Genomic DNA, 15,125 nt, shown 5'->3' with positions numbered 1-15,125 from the left:
GATGGAAAGGGGTCTTCCGGAGGCAGATCCCGGATGAAGCGGCCGGAGGTTCCAGGCGGAGGTGGTGCACCGCCTGCAGTCCGGTCCTGCGCGCAACCCGCCCAGCACCATTCATGTGAAGGGACCACTACCAATGGTCTTGTTCCAGCGTTCCCGCAAGCCTGCCGTCTTCATAGGGGTTACCAGCCTCGCCGCGGCAGCACTCGCCGGACTCGGTACCTCGGCGGCCGGTGCGGCCACCGCGGCCCAGAGTGCGGCACCGCCCCGGCCCTCAGCTGCGCAGTCGAAGGTGTACGCCGCCGACTCCGCGTCCTCGCTGGTCGCCGGCCGGCCGAGCGCCCTGCACGCCTCGAAGGACGACAAGTTCATCGCGAAGCCGGTGATCTCGGACCGATCCGGTCTGCAGTACGTCCCGTACGAGCGCTCGTACAAGGGTCTCCCGGTGATCGGCGGCGACTTCGTCGTCGTCACCGACAACAAGGGGACCGTGAAGTCCACCTCGGTCGCGCAGACCACCGCCGTACCGAACCTGTCGACGGCCGCGAAGGTGACCGCCGCGGCAGCCCAGCAGACCGCGAACAAGCAGCTGAAGCGGGTCGACTCGTCGACCACGCCGACGCTCGCGGTCTACGCCCTGAACGGCACCCCGAAGCTGGCGTGGCAGACCCGCGTCAGCGGCAGCAGCGGCAAGGAGCCGTCGAGCCTGTCGGTGTACGTCGACGCGCGGACCGGCAAGGTACTCGGTACCAAGGAACACGTGCTGGCAGGTGACGGTACGGCGGCCTACAGCGGCCCGAACCCGGTCCACCTAGACACCACGCACTCCGGCAGCACGTACACGATGGCTGACCCGAACACCACCAACCAGTCCTGCCAGGACGCGGCGAACAACACCACGTTCTCCGGTCCGGACGACCTCTGGGGCAACGGCAACGCGACCAGCAGGGAGACCGGCTGCGTCGACGCGCTGTACACGGCGCAGACCGAGCGGCACATGCTGACCGACTGGCTCGGCCGCAACGGGTTCGACGGCAACGGGGGTGGCTGGCCGATCCGCGTCGGCCTGGCCGACGTGAACGCGTACTACGACGGCTCGCAGGTGCAGGTCGGTCACAACAATGCCGGCCAGTGGATCGGTTCGATGGACGTCGTGGGCCACGAGCTCGGTCACGGCATCGACGACCACACCCCGGGTGGTATCTCGGGCAACGGCACCCAGGAGTTCGTCGCCGACACGTTCGGCGCGGCCACCGAGTGGTACAGCAACCAGCCGTCGGCGTACGACCCGCCGGACTTCTACGTCGGTGAAGAGGTCAACCTGGTCGGCAACGGCCCGATCCGCAACATGTACGACCCGTCGCAGGTCGGCGACCCGAACTGCTACTCGAGCTCGATCCCGGGCTCCGAGGTGCACGCCGCGGCCGGTCCGGGCGACCACTGGTTCGTCCTGGTCTCGCAGGGCAGCGGCGGTTCGCCGAACGTACCGACCTGCAACAGCTCGTCGGTGACCGGTCTGGGCATCCAGAAGGCCATCAAGATCATGTACAACGCGATGCTGATGAAGACCAGCAGCGCGTCGTACCTGAAGTACCGCACCTGGACCCTGACGGCTGCGAAGAACCTGTACCCGGGCAGCTGCACCGAGTTCAACACCGTCAAGGCGGCGTGGGACGCGGTGAGCGTACCGGCGCAGACCGGTGACCCGACGTGCAGCACCAGCGGCGGCGTCACGGTCAGCAACCCGGGCAACAAGACGGGCACGATCAACGTGGCGCTCACGCCGTTCACGCTGACCGCGTCCGGCGGCACCGCGCCGTACACCTGGTCCGCGACCGGCCTGCCGGCCGGTGTCACCATCGGTTCGTCGACCGGCACCGTGTCCGGTACGCCGACCGCGAGCGGCACGTTCAACGTCACCGCGACGGCGACGGCGAGCGCGGGTGGTTCGGGTTCGGCGCAGTTCACGATCACCGTCAGCGGTGGTGGCGGTAGCTGCTCCGGCCAGAAGCTCGGCAACCCCGGCTTCGAGACCGGTACGGCGGCACCGTGGACGGCAACGGCCGGCGTCATCGACAACACCGCCTCCCAGCCCGCGCACAGCGGCACCTGGAAGGCGTGGATGGACGGCTACGGCACGACGCACACCGACACGCTGAGCCAGTCGGTGACGATCCCGGCCGGCTGCTCGGCGACGCTCTCCTTCTACCTGCACATCGACACTGCCGAGACCACGACGTCGACGCAGTACGACAAGCTCACGGTGAAGGCGGGCTCGACCACGCTCGCGACGTACTCGAACCTGAACGCAGCGAGCGGCTACTCGCTCAAGTCGTTCAACGTCTCGTCGCTGGCCGGTCAGACGGTGACCATCAGCTTCAGTGGCACCGAAGACAGCTCCCTGCAGACCTCGTTCGTCATCGACGACACAGGCCTCAACCTGAGCTGACACCTCCTCTGTAAATCTGTAAAACAGAACCGGTCGCCGCACCCCACCTGGGGTGTGGCGACCGGTCCGCGTATCAGGCCGGGATCGAGTCGAAGCGGCCTTTGAGTTTGGCGCGCAACTCCTGGGTGGGCGTTCCGGCGGCGAGTCCGCCGCCGAGTTCGGCGAAGAAGCCCTCGAGGCCGCTCCAGGAGGAGCTGGACCAGGGCGAGCTCGACCGGTTGACCCACGCGCTCACCGTCGTCATCGGCATCGAGTCCACGATCGTGCTGCGGGACATCTGCGGACTCGACTCCGCGGAGATTCTCCGCGTGCAGCACTGGGCAGCCCGGGCGCTGGTCGCGGCAGTGCGCAGCGACGCGCAGGTGGACTGACCGACGGTGGGTGACGGTCGCCCGTTTGCCGGGCGACCGTCCAACGAATCCTGGGTCTGTCAGTTCAGGGTCATCCGGGGTTCGCCGTTGGTGAGGCCGGTGCCGGTGATGGTGCAGGTGCCGCCGCGGTTCTGGGTGTAGGTCTGGCGGACACAGTTGCGGAGGGCCAGTTGAGCCCAGTAGTTCGGGTGCAGGGACTCCTGGATGTAGTAGTCGGAGCCGGCGGTCGTGACCGTTCGGATCTGGTTGATCCACTCGGTCCTGTCGACCGCGGTTGGCTGCGTCCACGAGCTCAGGCCGACTTCCTCGTACAGGCCGACGCCCTTCTCGCACAGGCGGCGGCCGTTGAAGGCGGACTGGAGTTCGAGGAGGCGGGTGTTGCTCAGGCCGGACTGGCCGATCGCGTCCCGGACCGTGTTGTTGATCGTGACGAGTGCGGTGGCGTTCGCCCAGTCGGCGTCGGCGTTCCAGAAGCCGCAGCCGCCGGTGCTCTGCCGGGTGTAGCCGCTCTGGCTGTACCGGAACCCGGTGGCCGACGGGATCGGCGACGGATAGGTCTGTACGACGAGGTTCCAGGCGGTGTCGCCGTACCCGGCGTTGCGCATCGCGGTGCGCAGGTTCTGGAACGCGGTCGCGATCTTGTCGCGGACGGTGGCGATGTTGGTGGCGGTGAAGTTGGCGACGACGGACGAGTCGTCCCTGCAGTAGTCCGGGTTCCACGACGGCGACAGCAGGAAGTCCTGCACGCATTGGCTGACGATCGACGCGAAGTTGAAGTCGTTGCCGCCGATCGAGACCACCACCTGCTTGACGTTGTGGGTCGCCGCGAACTGCTGCAGCATCTTCGCCTGCCCGAGATGACCGGCGCCGTCGTCGTAGAAGTCCAGGCCCGGCTTGAAGTACTCGCCGGTGCCGGTCGTGGTGCGGGCGCCCGAACAGGCCAGGTTCAGCCCGCCGACGCCGCCGCCGATGTACACCTCGGCGGACTGGCTGCGATGGCACCGCGGGATCTGCTCCGCGGTGTGGCTCGCGTTGTCGTAGTAGGCGGTGGCACCGAGCGCGTCGGCCGGTGTCTCGGAGTCGTTCGAGCTCCCGGCCCAGCGGCCGGCCTCGCCCGAGATGTAGGAGTCCCCAACGGTCACGACGTACGGCGTCCCGGATCCGGGCCCGTCGGCGTGCGCGGGAGGAGCGACCAGGCCGAGCCCGGTCAAGGAGAGTAGGAGAACTGCTGCGGACACTCGACGACTTCTGGTACTTGTCACCGGAAGGCCTCTCTCGCCGGAGTTCGGTGACCGCTTGATCACCATCGGCAAGATACTTCCCGGTAACAACTTCCGGTAGACCGAGAGTGCTGACACCTTTGCGCCCTGTCACCGCCGTGTCAGGGTACTTAATTCACTTCGTGAAGCATTGACATCGGGGCTGGTGGGGTAAATAGTTTCGTCCTGAAATCAATCAGAAAGCTGAGTGAATCAACAGTGACGAACATAGAGATTCTGCAGCTGCGGGCGGCCGGCGTCAGTCTGGTGCTGGACTGTTCCGGGCCGGGCATTCCGTCCGTGCTGCACTGGGGTGCGGATCTGGGTGAGCTGACCGGCGACGCTCTGGTGGAACTGCGCCGCGGCGCCGGAGGAGTGCAGAGCGGCACTGGCCTGAACGAGGACCTCCCGGTCGCGATCGTTCCGGAGTACTCGGCCGGCTGGTTCGGCCTGCCCGGGCTGAACGGGCACCGTGACGGCCAGGACTTCTCCCCGAGTTTCAGGCTGACGAGCACCGCGCAGACCGGCAACACCGTGCAGGTCAAGGCCGCCGACGCCGGGCTCGAGCTGAATCTCACGATCGAGCTCACCGACTCCGGCCTGGTCAAGGCCAAGGCCGACCTGACCAACACCGGTACGTCGACGTACACCGTCGACGGCCTCTACCTCGCGCTGCCCGTACCGACCGAGGCGACCGAGCTGCTCGACATGACCGGCCGCCACATCGGCGAGCGCCACCCGCAGCGGCACGCGTTCACGCAGGGCGCCCACCTCCGCGACAACCGCCGCGGCCGTACCGGCGCCGACGCCACGCTCCTGCTGCTGGCCGGCACCGAGGGCTTCGGCTTCCGCACCGGCGAGGTGTGGGGCGTGCACACCGCGTGGAGCGGCAACCACCGTTCGTACGCCGAACGCGGCATGACCGGGTACGGCGTGATCGGCGGCGGTGAACTGCTGCTCCCGGGCGAGGGCCGCATCGAGCCGGACGGCACCTACAGCACCCCGTGGATCTACGGATCGTACGGCGTCGGCCTCGACGAACTCGCGACCCGTTTCCACGACTACCTGCGGGCCCGCCCGCAGCACCCGAAGACCGAGCGTCCCGTCGTACTGAACACGTGGGAAGCGGTGTACTTCAACCTCGACATCGACAAGCTGAAGGCGCTCGCGGACGCGGCCGCCGAGGTCGGCGCCGAGCGGTTCGTGCTCGACGACGGCTGGTTCCGCGGGCGTCGCGACGACCACGCCGGCCTCGGCGACTGGTACGTCGACGAAGGCATCTGGCCGAAGGGCCTGCACCCGTTGGTCGACCATGTGTTGGGCCTCGGGCTGCAGTTCGGGTTGTGGGTCGAGCCGGAGATGGTGAACCCGGACTCGGACCTCGCCCGCGAGCACCCTGACTGGATCCTCGCGGCCGGCGACCGGATGCCGCCGACGGCCCGCAACCAGCAGGGCCTCAACCTCGGCATCCCGGCGGCGTACGACTACATCCTCGAGCGGCTCGACAGCATCCTGAACGAGTACGACATCGCGTACCTGAAGTGGGACCACAACCGGGACTTCGTTGACGGCGGCAACCAGCACACCGGTACGGCGGGCATCCACGAGCAGACCGCCGCCGTCTACCGGCTGATCGACGAGCTGAAGCGCCGGCACCCGGGCCTGGAGATCGAGTCGTGCTCGTCCGGCGGCGCCCGGGTCGACCTCGGCATCCTGGAGCGCACCGACCGGATCTGGGGCAGCGACAGCAACGACGCGCTCGAGCGGCAGACGATCCAGCGGTACACACAGCTGCTGCTGCCGCCGGAGCTGATCGGCTGCCATGTCGGCCCGCCGCGGGCGCACACCACCGGCCGGACCCAGACGCTGTCGTTCCGCGCGATCACCGCGCTGTTCGGCCACTTCGGCATCGAGTGGGACATCGCTTCGGCAAGCGCCGAGGAGCGCGCGGAGCTGAAGGGCTGGGTCGCGCTGCACAAGGAGCTGCGGCCGCTGCTGCACACCGGTCGCGTGGTCCGCGCCGACCGTGGTCCCGACGACGTGCTCGTCCACGGCGTGGTGGCGCAGGACGGGTCGCGCGGCGTGTTCAGCGTCGTACAGACAAAGCAGTCGGTCACGTCCGCCGTCGGCCGGGTTCGCCTGCCCGGACTCGACCCACAGCGGACGTACCGCATCAGCAAGGTCACGACACCCGGTCCCGAGTCGCGGACCGTGGGGTGGGCGGCCGACGGTGGAGGCGTGGAACTGAACGGCGCCGCCCTCGCCTCGGTCGGAGTGCTCATGCCCGCGCAATGGCCGGAGAGCGCGATCTTGCTGGACGTGACTGCGCTCGGGTAAGCCCGCCCGAGCGCGAGACAACAGAAGGAGATCCCCCGTGACCACAACCAACGCACCACCGGAAACCGAACGAAGTCACGGGGGACAGGCGGCGCCGCCGAGGAAGAAGCGCAGCCTGGGAGACCTCAAGGTCGCGATGATCTTCATCGCGCCGGCGACCCTGGGGTTCGTCGTGTTCTACATCTGGCCGACGCTTCGCGGCGCCTACCTGAGCTTCACCGAGTACAGCCTGCTCTCGGCGCCGAAGTTCAACGGGCTGGACAACTACGACCGGATGATCCACGACAGCTTCTTCTGGAACGCGCTCGGCGTCACGGTCGAGTACGTCGTGATCAACATCGGTCTGCAGACCGTACTGGCGGTCGGTATCGCGATGCTGATGTACCGGCTGACCAAGTCGATCACGGTCCGGGCGATCATCCTGGCGCCGTACCTGGTCGCGAACGTGGTCGTCGCGCTGGTCTGGTACTGGATGCTCGACGTCCAGGTCGGTGTCGTGAACACGTTCCTCAGCTGGTTCGGGATCGACCCGGTGGCGTTCTTCGGCGATTCGCACTGGGCGATCCCGACGGTTGCCGGCATCAACGTCTGGCGGCACATGGGGTACACGGCGCTCCTGGTGTTCGCCGGACTCCAGACGATTCCGTCGTACGTCTACGAGGCCGCCGAGGTGGACGGATCGACCGAGTGGAAGACGTTCTGGCGGATCACGCTGCCGCTGCTGCGGCCCGTTCTGGTGATGGTCCTGGTGGTCACCATGATCGGGTCGTTCCAGATCTTCGACACGGTCGCCGTGACGACGCAGGGCGGCCCGATCAACGCGACGCGGGTCATCTACTACTACATCTACGAGCGCGCGTTCACCCGGTTCGACTTCGGGTACGCGTCCGCGATGGCGCTGGTGCTGTTCGCGATCCTCGCCGTGGTCTCGCTGGTGCAACTGCGGCTGCTGCGGGCCAGGGAGAGTGATCTCGCATGAGGCGTCAGGTGAGTGTCGGCCGTACGGTCGCCTGGGTGCTGTTGTTCGTCCTGCTGATCGTCACCCTCTTCCCGTTCTACTGGATGTTGCGTACGGCGTTCTCCGACAACACGCAGCTTCCGGGCCACCCGCACTCGTTGCTCCCGGTGGAGACCACGCTCGGCGCGTTCAAGCGGGTGCTCGGGCTGTCGTCGATCGAGGAAGCACAGGCACAGGGTGGTTCCGGTGCGGCCGTGAACTTCTGGCTGTACCTGCGGAACTCGTTGGTGGTGGCAACCATCACGACCGGCTGCCAGGTGTTCTTCAGTGCGATGGCGGCGTACGCGTTCGCCCGGCTACGCTGGCCCGGACGGGACAAGGTGTTCGCGTTGTTCCTGGCGGCGTTGATGGTGCCACCAATCTTCACGACGCTGCCGAACTTCGTGCTGATCAAGAACCTCGGGCTGCTGAACAGCTTCGCCGGCATCATCCTGCCGGGCGCGTTCATGACGCCGTTCGCGATCTTCTTCCTCCGCCAGTTCTTCCTCGGCATCAGCCGGGAGCTGGAGGAGGCGGCGATGATCGACGGTGCCGGGCACCGGCTGATCTTCTTCCGGCTGGTGATCCCGATGAGCGCGGCGCCGATCGCGACGCTGGCGATCCTGACCTACATCAACTCCTGGAACGACTACTTCTGGCCGCTGCTCGTCGGGCAGCAGGAGAACGTCCGGGTGCTGACGGTCGCGTTGGGCGTGTTCCGTTCGCAGACACCGCAGGGCGGCCCGGACTGGGCCGGGCTGATGGCGGCGACGCTGGTCGCGGCGCTGCCGATGATCATCCTGTTCCTGGCGTTCGCCAAGCGGATCACCAACTCCATCGGCTTCTCGGGGATCAAATGACCCAAATGAATTCAACACTGTCACGAAGGACCCTGCTGAAGGCGGGACTCGCCTCGTTGGCCGTACCCACGGTTGCCGCGTGCAACAACGGGGCCACGGCCCGGGGCGACGGCGAGATCATCTACTGGCTGTGGGACTCCGCGCAGCTGCCGATGTACACCGAGTGCGCGAAGGTTTTCCACGAGCAGAATCCGCAGTACTCGGTGAAGATCGAGCAGTACGGCTGGAACGACTACTGGTCGAAGCTCGTCACCGGGTTCATCTCGGACACCGCGCCGGACGTGTTCACCGGGCACTCCTCGAAGTACCCGCTGTTCGCGGCCAAGGGACAGGTGCTGCCGATCGACGAGTACGTGACCCGGGACAACGTTGACCTGGGCATCTACCAGAAGGGCCTGGCGGACCGGTGGATCGGTGCCGACGGCAAGCGGTACGGGTTGCCGAAGGACTGGGACACCGAGGTGTACTTCTACAACAACGCGCTGACCGAGGCCGCCGGGATCAGTACCGACCAGCTCAACTCGATGACGTGGAACCCTCAGGACGGCGGGACGTTCGAGCAGATCGTCCGCCGGCTGACCGTCGACTCCAAGGGGCGCCATGGCGACCAGCCGGGGTTCGACAAGGGCAACGTGAAGGTCTACGGACTCGGGTACGCCGACGCCGGTGGTGGCGACGGGCAGACCAGCTGGAGCTGGTACGCCGCGACCAACGGCTGGAAGTACTCCGAGGGCGAGCCGTGGGGGACGAAGTTCTTCTACGGCGACCCGAAGTTCACCGACACGATCGGGTGGTGGCGTGGGCTGATCACCAAGGGCCTGATGCCGACGTACGCGCAGGCGAAGTCCGGCGTCGACGTGACCACCTCGTTCGGCGCCGGGAAGTACGCGATCACGCCGAACGGGTCGTGGATGCTCGGCACGTACGCCACGCTGAAGCAGGTCAAGACGAAGCTGGCGCGGCTGCCGATCGGGCCGATCGGGAAGCGGATGTCGATGATGAACGGGCTCGCGGACACCATCTGGGCCGGGACCACGCGGCGCGACGCGTCGTGGGCCTGGGTGAAGTTCCTCGGGTCGCAGACCGCGCAGGACATCGTCGCCAAGGCCGGCGTGGTGTTCCCGGCGGTGGCGGCGAGCATGCCGGCGGCGAAGGCCGCGTTCGCGAAGAGCGGCTGGGACGTGACGCCGTTCTTGGAGCCGGTCGAGGCCGGGAACGTGTTCCCGTACCCGGCCAACCCCAACGCCGCGGACGTGACCGCGGTGATGACACCGGCGATGGACGCGGTGATGTCGTTCGAGGCGGATCCGTCGTCGCTGGCGAAGGCGAACAAGGATGTGAACCAGATCCTCTCGGTCAACAGCTAAGGGTTGACCCTGGGTCGGCCTACGCCTGGGGGAGTACGCCGTACTGCGTCGAGCGGTGCAGTGTGCTCCTCCGGGGGTAGCGCAGGTGTCGCCGCTGAGGCGACGCGGATCGGGGGTCGGCGAAGACAACCTTGGTGGCATCGGAGAACCATTCGAACACCAGGGAGAGTCATGAACGAGGAGAGGCCGGGCGGCCCGATCCGCATCGGCGACCGCGAACGCGAGGACGCCGTCAGGCGCCTCGGCGAACACTACGAAGCCGGCAGGCTGACCGCGGAGGAGCACTCCGAGCGGGTCGAGCAGGCCCTCAAGGCGAAGACCGAGGCAGACCTGCGCGAGCCGTTCGCAGACCTCCCCGGCCCCCACCAGGCAAGTGCCGCCGGCGGCGGCGACGCAGGCGATGGCTGGGCCGGCCCGTGGGGCTGGCGCAAGCCCGCGTGGACTGCGCCTGAAGGCTCCACCAGCAGCAATGCTGGGAACACGGGGCCGGGCACCGGCAGCGGTGGATTTGGCGGTCCGGGTGGATTTGGTGGCCGTCCGGCGTGGGCAGCGCGTGGGTTTGTCGGGCGGGTTCCGTTGCCGTTGTTGATCATGCTGGGCGTGTTCGGCGTACTGGCCTCGATCGGCTGCGTGTTCGGCGCGGGGCACCCGCCGGTCCTGCCGATCTTGCTGATCGCGGCCGCGGTGTACGTGATCCGCAAGCGCCGGATGGAGCGCCGGGCATGAGAAACGTGTACCGCGTCGTCGGGATGCTGATCGCGATCGCCGTCGCGTTGCAGGTCGCGTCGATCGCACTGTCCGGCTTCATCATCGCCAAGGACGCCAACGACGGTAAGGCGATCGGGGCGGACTACAGCAACTTCGGCGAGGCATACCACAGCATCGCCGGGATGGTGATCGGCCTGCTCGCGCTGGTACTGCTGATCGCGTCGTTCATGACCGATGTCCCGCGGGGCCGGACGCTGGCCGGCGTCGTGGTCCTGCTGGTCGCCCTGCAGTTCGTCCTCGCGACGGTGTCCTTCGGGGTGCCGGCCCTCGGAGTACTGCACGGTCTGAACGGTCTGGCGGTCGCCGCCGTCGCATCCGTCGCCTCGAGGCGGGCCGCCGTACCGAAGGAATCTGTGACCAGTGCCTGAGGTCAAGAAGCGCAAGTGGGGTCGGCTGGTCGCACTAGGGGTAACGCTGGCGGTGCTCCTACCGCTGGCGTACCTCTGGGTGACCAGCCTTGTTCCGGGCTCGTACAACCCGGCCGAGATGGGGTATGCCGACTACGGCGGTGGGCCGAGCTCGATGGGGCACATGGACCACATGGGCGGTATGAGCGTCGCGGACCTTACCGGCCCGAAGACCGGTACGCCGGACGTGAACGTGACGCTGATCGCGCGGAAGCAGAAGTACCAACTGGCGTCCGGCGAGACCGTCGACGGCTTCACGGTGAACGGGACGTCGCCCGGGCCGATGATCCGCGCGAAGGTCGGCGACCTGATCCAGGTCACGTTCGTGAACGAGTCCGTGAAGGACGGCGCGACCCTGCACTGGCACGGCATGGACGTACCGAACGCCGAGGACGGTGTCGCCGGGGTGACGCAGGACGCCGTACCGGTGGGTGGGAAGCATGTGTACCGCTTCAAGGCCGAGCAGGCCGGGACGTACTGGTACCACTCGCACCAGGTGTCGAGCGACGAGGTGAAGGGCGGGCTGTTCGGCCCGATCGTGATCGCCCCGGCCGCGCCCGGTGACCTGGTTGCGACCATCCATACGTACGACGGCAGGCGCACGATCAACGGGCGGACCGGGAGCGGGCGGGTGGACGTGCCCGCTGGTAGGACGGCCCGCGTACGGGTGATCAACACGGACAACGCGATCCTGCGGGTGGGGCTGGTCGGCACGCCGTACAAGGTGGTTGCCGTCGACGGGAACGACGCACACGGCCCGACTCCGGTCACTGCTGGGTATGCGCTACCGGCAGGCGGCCGCGTCGACCTGGAGGCCGTCGTACCGCCGGGCGGGATGCGCTTGGTGGCCGGTACGTCGTCGTTGTCGCTCGGGATCGCTCCCGCCGGCACGGACCCGCCGTCCGGGGACCTGCCCGCGAACACCGTCGACCTGTTGAGCTACGGAACGCCTGGGCCGCTCGGGTTCGACCCGGCGAAGGCGAACCGGAACTTCGAGTACCGGATCGGCCGCTCCGCCGCCTTCCTGGACGGCAAACCCGGTCTGTGGTGGACGATCAACGGCCACAAGTTCCCCGACGTGCCGATGTTCATGGTCGCCGAGGGCGACGTGGTCCGGATGAAGATCTCCAACACCAGCGGCCAGGCCCACCCCATGCACCTGCACGGCCACCACGTGGTCGTCCTCTCCCGCAACGGCGTCGCCGCCACCGGCTCACCCTGGTGGACCGACACCTTGGAGGTGGGCAACAAGGAGACGTACGAGATCGCCTTCGTGGCCGACAACCCAGGCCTCTGGATGGACCACTGCCACAACCTCCCGCATGCCGCACAGGGGCTGATGACACACCTGATGTACGAGGGCGTGATCACGCCTTACCGAGTGGGCGGCAGCGCGTCGAACACGCCTGAATAGTTCTGCAGCTCGACAGGAGGTGTCGCGTCGATCGGCTGATCGCAACGCTCAGCGGCGCGAGCGTCGCGCCGCAGTGGACGTATACGTCCTGTCGAGGTGCAGATCGGGCGGGCCGGGGGGAGTTGTCAGGCCTGCAGGCCGGTGAGCAGGGTGTGGATGATGCCGGGGAGTTCGGCGGTGAGGTCCGCGTGGGGTCGGCCGCCGATGATCGCGGAGAAGCCGAGCATGATGGCCGGGCCGACGATCAGGTGGATCGCGGGATCGACGTCGAACTCCTTCAGTCGGCCGAGCCGCTGCTCGCCGGTGAGGTACTCCGCGATCGGGCGGTGCATGCGTTGCGGGCCGTACGGTTGCTGGTGGATCGCCTCGACGAAACCGTGCAGCAGAGCCGGCTCGGACATCAGGCCGGCCGCGGTCGGCAGGGTCTCGGCGACCAGGTCGACCGCGGCCTGCGCGTACGCGACGAGGTTCTCCTCGACAGTCCCGGTGCCCGGCGCCGGCAGGTCGGCCTCGAAGCGCGTGACCGACCCGGCGTAGCGGCGTACCAGTGCGGCGACCAGGAGTTCGTTCTTGCCGGCGAAGTAGTTGTAGAGGACGCCGTCGGAGACGCCCGCTGCCCGGGCGATGTCGCGGGTCGTGATGCCCGCGACCTGGCGCTCGCCGAGCAGCTTCTCCGCGGTGTCGATCAGATGCTCGCGCAACGCGGTGGCCGGGTCGTCGCCGACCCGGCTGCGCACTGCCTTGGCACGTCTAGGAGACATCGCGCCTAACCGTAGTCGACACCGCGAGTGCGGCGAACAACAGTGCGTACGCCGCGAGTACGACACCTCCTCCCCACTGTGGAAGGAGATCGGTGCCCGGAGTCGGTACGTGCTCGAGGGCCAGCCCGCTGTTGAACGGCAACCAGCGGTCCAGGTTGCCGATCAGCTGACCGACGATGCCTTCGACCAGTGCGAGCCAGGCCAGCGCGATCGCGATCGCCGCGACCAGGTTGCGGACCAGGGCACCGAGGCCGACGCCGATCGCGGCGAAGCAGGCGTTCCAGAGCACGCAGCCGGCCAGCGTCCGCCAGACGGCCCCGTCGGACAGGTCGAGCGAACCACCCTTGGCAGCCAGCCAGATCGCGGTCGCGGCGACGGCCACCAGCGAGCTGACCAGACCGAAGACCGCTCCGGCGACGGCGTAGGTGGCGAGCTTGGCCGTGACGACCCGCCCGCGTCGCGGCGTACCGAGGTAGGTGTCGGTGACGGTCCGGTGGCGGTACTCGCCGGCGATACCGACAATGCCCAGCACCATCGAGAACATCGAGACCAGGCCGGCGTGGCCGATCGCGCGCAGTTGCGTTGCCGGGTCGTCCAGGCTCGCGCCGCTGACGAAGAGCCCGCTCACCCCGGCGAGCACCACGAGCTGGGCGGCGCCCAGCAGGAGCAGGGGGCTGCGTACGGTCCGCAGCTTCAGGAACTCGGTTCTCATCGGTTGCTCCCGGTCAGGTCGAGGAAGGCGGTCTCCAGCGAGTCCCCGCCGAGGCCGTCGAGTGGTCCGGCGTACCGGAGCTGTCCCTCGCTGACGATCACGACCTGGTCGACGACCTGCGCCACCTCGCTCAGCACATGACTGGAGACGAGGATCGCCCGGCCGTCCTTGGCCTCCTGCCGGAGCAGGTCTCGCAGCCAGGCGATCCCGGCCGGGTCGAGCCCGTTGGCCGGCTCGTCGAGGATCAGTACGGCCGGATCGCCGAGCAGTGCCGAAGCCAGCCCGAGGCGCTGCCGCATGCCGAGCGAATAGCCGCCCACCCGCCGGCCGGCGGCGTCGGTGAGCCCGGCCAGCTCCAGAACCTCGTCGACCCGGGCGGTGGGCACGTCCGCGGCCCGCGCCAGGATTCGCAGGTGGTCGCGGCCGCGCCGGCCCGGATGGAACCCGGTCGCCTCGAGCTGCGCTCCGACCTCCCGGCGCGGATGCTCCAGCTCGGCGTACCGGCGGCCGCCGATGAGCGCCTCGCCGGCCGTTGGCCGCACCAGCCCGAGCGCCATCCGCAGCGTCGTCGTCTTCCCGGACCCGTTCGGCCCCAAGAACCCGCTGACCTGCCCGGCCGGTACGTCGAACGACAGCTCCTGTACCGCCCGCACCGAGCCGAAGTTCTTGGTCAACCCTCGTATCACGATATCCGTCATGCGTCCTCTCCTCGTTATGAGCATCTGTTCATGAACATCTGCTCATGAGCGTACGCTCATAATCAAGCCGGCGGCAATGCAACCGGGCGTTGACGGAGTGTTCGCCTGGTGGAACCGTCTGGAAGCGCCGACCAAGCGAACGCAGGCACGGCGCGACCGGGCGATGTCACGTGCGTTGGCGAAGGCGCGCGCGTCCCGGACGGGGCGAGGGCTGCGGCCGACACCGCTGGAGGTGCTCGTCCGGGCCGCCCGGGTGCTGGTCGGTGTACCCATCGCGTTGGGTTCGCTGGCGATCGTGCCGCTCGGATTCCTCAGCGGGCAGGACAACCAGCACTTGGTCGCGAACGGGCCTGTTCAGCAGGCGGTGGTGGTCTCGGTGTCCATCAAACGTGGTTGCCGCGCGGGTCGACTGGTCGATGCCGTGGTGGGCCTGGCCGTTCGGGATCGTGCTGAGCCTGGTGATACTGGGCATCGGGCTCGCGATCGCGTTCGGGTAGTTGGTCAGGATGCCTGTTCGAGGGCGGCCAGGCGGGCGCAGGCGGCTTGGAGGGCGTCTGACTGGGTGGGGTAGGAGCCGTACCAGAGGGGGTTGTCCGGCTGCGGGTCCAGTTCGTCGTCCACGTCGGCGTACCACTCGTCGAGCGTTCTGAAGACGCGTGCGTGTAGATGGTTGTCGTTCACCGCACCACTCCTGGAAGTGAGAACCGTGTACTACTCACAGGATGTGA

14 protein-coding genes are annotated in these 15,125 nt (G+C 67.8%); 9 read left to right on the top strand and 5 right to left on the bottom strand.

The genetic code is table 11. The features are described 5' to 3' along the window. Positions 1-133: 133 nt before the first annotated feature. Together ACZ5BU_RS16125 and ACZ5BU_RS16120 are read left to right on the top strand one after the other, a co-directional pair. A complete protein-coding gene (locus ACZ5BU_RS16125; RefSeq protein WP_465699568.1) occupies positions 134-2,446 on the top strand; it encodes a M4 family metallopeptidase in 2,313 nt (770 codons plus the stop codon). Between the two features lie 101 nt (positions 2,447-2,547). After that, positions 2,548-2,817, top strand: coding sequence for a hypothetical protein (locus tag ACZ5BU_RS16120; protein ID WP_465699566.1), 270 nt, complete (start codon positions 2,548-2,550; stop codon positions 2,815-2,817). Positions 2,818-2,876: 59 nt separating this feature from the next. On the opposite strand, the gene ACZ5BU_RS16115 is transcribed toward ACZ5BU_RS16120, so the two are convergent. After that, entirely contained in the window at positions 2,877-4,055 is a 1,179-nt protein-coding gene (locus ACZ5BU_RS16115) for an SGNH/GDSL hydrolase family protein (RefSeq protein ID WP_465699564.1), read from the bottom strand. A gap of 240 nt (positions 4,056-4,295) precedes the next feature. Here ACZ5BU_RS16115 and ACZ5BU_RS16110 point away from each other — a divergent pair, with 240 nt between their 5' ends. The 7 genes from ACZ5BU_RS16110 (at position 4,296) to ACZ5BU_RS16080 (ending at position 12,226) form a co-directional block, all read left to right on the top strand. Then, positions 4,296-6,413, top strand: coding sequence for an alpha-galactosidase (locus ACZ5BU_RS16110; RefSeq protein WP_465699562.1), 2,118 nt, complete (start codon positions 4,296-4,298; stop codon positions 6,411-6,413). 37 nt (positions 6,414-6,450) lie between these two features. Continuing rightward, positions 6,451-7,392: a carbohydrate ABC transporter permease gene (locus ACZ5BU_RS16105; RefSeq protein ID WP_465699560.1), complete on the top strand. Its 942-nt coding sequence runs from the start codon at positions 6,451-6,453 to the stop codon at positions 7,390-7,392. Continuing rightward, positions 7,389-8,270, top strand: a complete 882-nt coding sequence (locus ACZ5BU_RS16100) for a carbohydrate ABC transporter permease (RefSeq protein WP_465699558.1) — start codon at positions 7,389-7,391, stop codon at positions 8,268-8,270. Before ACZ5BU_RS16105 ends, ACZ5BU_RS16100 begins: the two co-directional genes overlap by 4 nt. Positions 8,271-8,275: 5 nt before the next feature. Continuing rightward, a complete protein-coding gene (locus tag ACZ5BU_RS16095) occupies positions 8,276-9,637 on the top strand; it encodes an ABC transporter substrate-binding protein (RefSeq protein WP_465699556.1) in 1,362 nt (453 codons plus the stop codon). Positions 9,638-9,808: 171 nt separating this feature from the next. Further along, a complete protein-coding gene (locus ACZ5BU_RS16090; RefSeq protein WP_465699554.1) occupies positions 9,809-10,363 on the top strand; it encodes a DUF1707 SHOCT-like domain-containing protein in 555 nt (184 codons plus the stop codon). Continuing rightward, positions 10,360-10,773: a DUF6220 domain-containing protein gene (locus ACZ5BU_RS16085; protein ID WP_465699552.1), complete on the top strand. Its 414-nt coding sequence runs from the start codon at positions 10,360-10,362 to the stop codon at positions 10,771-10,773. Before ACZ5BU_RS16090 ends, ACZ5BU_RS16085 begins: the two co-directional genes overlap by 4 nt. After that, positions 10,766-12,226, top strand: coding sequence for a multicopper oxidase family protein (locus tag ACZ5BU_RS16080; protein ID WP_465699550.1), 1,461 nt, complete (start codon positions 10,766-10,768; stop codon positions 12,224-12,226). The genes ACZ5BU_RS16085 and ACZ5BU_RS16080 overlap by 8 nt, the downstream gene beginning before the upstream one ends. Before the next feature lie 125 nt (positions 12,227-12,351). Here the strand turns inward: ACZ5BU_RS16080 and ACZ5BU_RS16075 are convergent, their stop codons facing one another. From ACZ5BU_RS16075 to ACZ5BU_RS16060, 4 genes are all read right to left on the bottom strand, one after another. Further along, entirely contained in the window at positions 12,352-12,987 is a 636-nt protein-coding gene (locus ACZ5BU_RS16075) for a TetR/AcrR family transcriptional regulator (protein ID WP_465699549.1), read from the bottom strand. Continuing rightward, entirely contained in the window at positions 12,977-13,699 is a 723-nt protein-coding gene (locus ACZ5BU_RS16070) for an ABC transporter permease (protein ID WP_465699547.1), read from the bottom strand. The genes ACZ5BU_RS16075 and ACZ5BU_RS16070 overlap by 11 nt, the downstream gene beginning before the upstream one ends. Beyond that, a complete protein-coding gene (locus ACZ5BU_RS16065; RefSeq protein ID WP_465699545.1) occupies positions 13,696-14,397 on the bottom strand; it encodes an ABC transporter ATP-binding protein in 702 nt (233 codons plus the stop codon). The genes ACZ5BU_RS16070 and ACZ5BU_RS16065 overlap by 4 nt, the downstream gene beginning before the upstream one ends. A gap of 501 nt (positions 14,398-14,898) precedes the next feature. Beyond that, entirely contained in the window at positions 14,899-15,078 is a 180-nt protein-coding gene (locus ACZ5BU_RS16060; protein WP_465699543.1) for a hypothetical protein, read from the bottom strand. Positions 15,079-15,125 lie beyond the last annotated feature (47 nt).

Source organism: Kribbella sp. NPDC031520 (genome assembly GCF_055580825.1).
This window is presented reverse-complemented; position numbering and strand designations above follow the sequence as displayed.

Excerpts from the sequence above, each read along its gene's own strand:
- ACZ5BU_RS16125 (WP_465699568.1), top strand. The coding sequence starts at position 134 with ATGGTCTTGTTCCAGCGTTCCCGCAAGCCTGCCGTCTTCATAGGGGTT.
- ACZ5BU_RS16100 (WP_465699558.1), top strand. The coding sequence starts at position 7,389 with ATGAGGCGTCAGGTGAGTGTCGGCCGTACGGTCGCCTGGGTGCTGTTG.
- ACZ5BU_RS16095 (WP_465699556.1), top strand. The coding sequence starts at position 8,276 with ATGAATTCAACACTGTCACGAAGGACCCTGCTGAAGGCGGGACTCGCC.
- ACZ5BU_RS16090 (WP_465699554.1), top strand. The coding sequence starts at position 9,809 with ATGAACGAGGAGAGGCCGGGCGGCCCGATCCGCATCGGCGACCGCGAA.
- ACZ5BU_RS16085 (WP_465699552.1), top strand. The coding sequence starts at position 10,360 with ATGAGAAACGTGTACCGCGTCGTCGGGATGCTGATCGCGATCGCCGTC.
- ACZ5BU_RS16075 (WP_465699549.1), bottom strand. The coding sequence starts at position 12,987 with ATGTCTCCTAGACGTGCCAAGGCAGTGCGCAGCCGGGTCGGCGACGAC.
- ACZ5BU_RS16070 (WP_465699547.1), bottom strand. The coding sequence starts at position 13,699 with ATGAGAACCGAGTTCCTGAAGCTGCGGACCGTACGCAGCCCCCTGCTC.
- ACZ5BU_RS16065 (WP_465699545.1), bottom strand. The coding sequence starts at position 14,397 with ATGACGGATATCGTGATACGAGGGTTGACCAAGAACTTCGGCTCGGTG.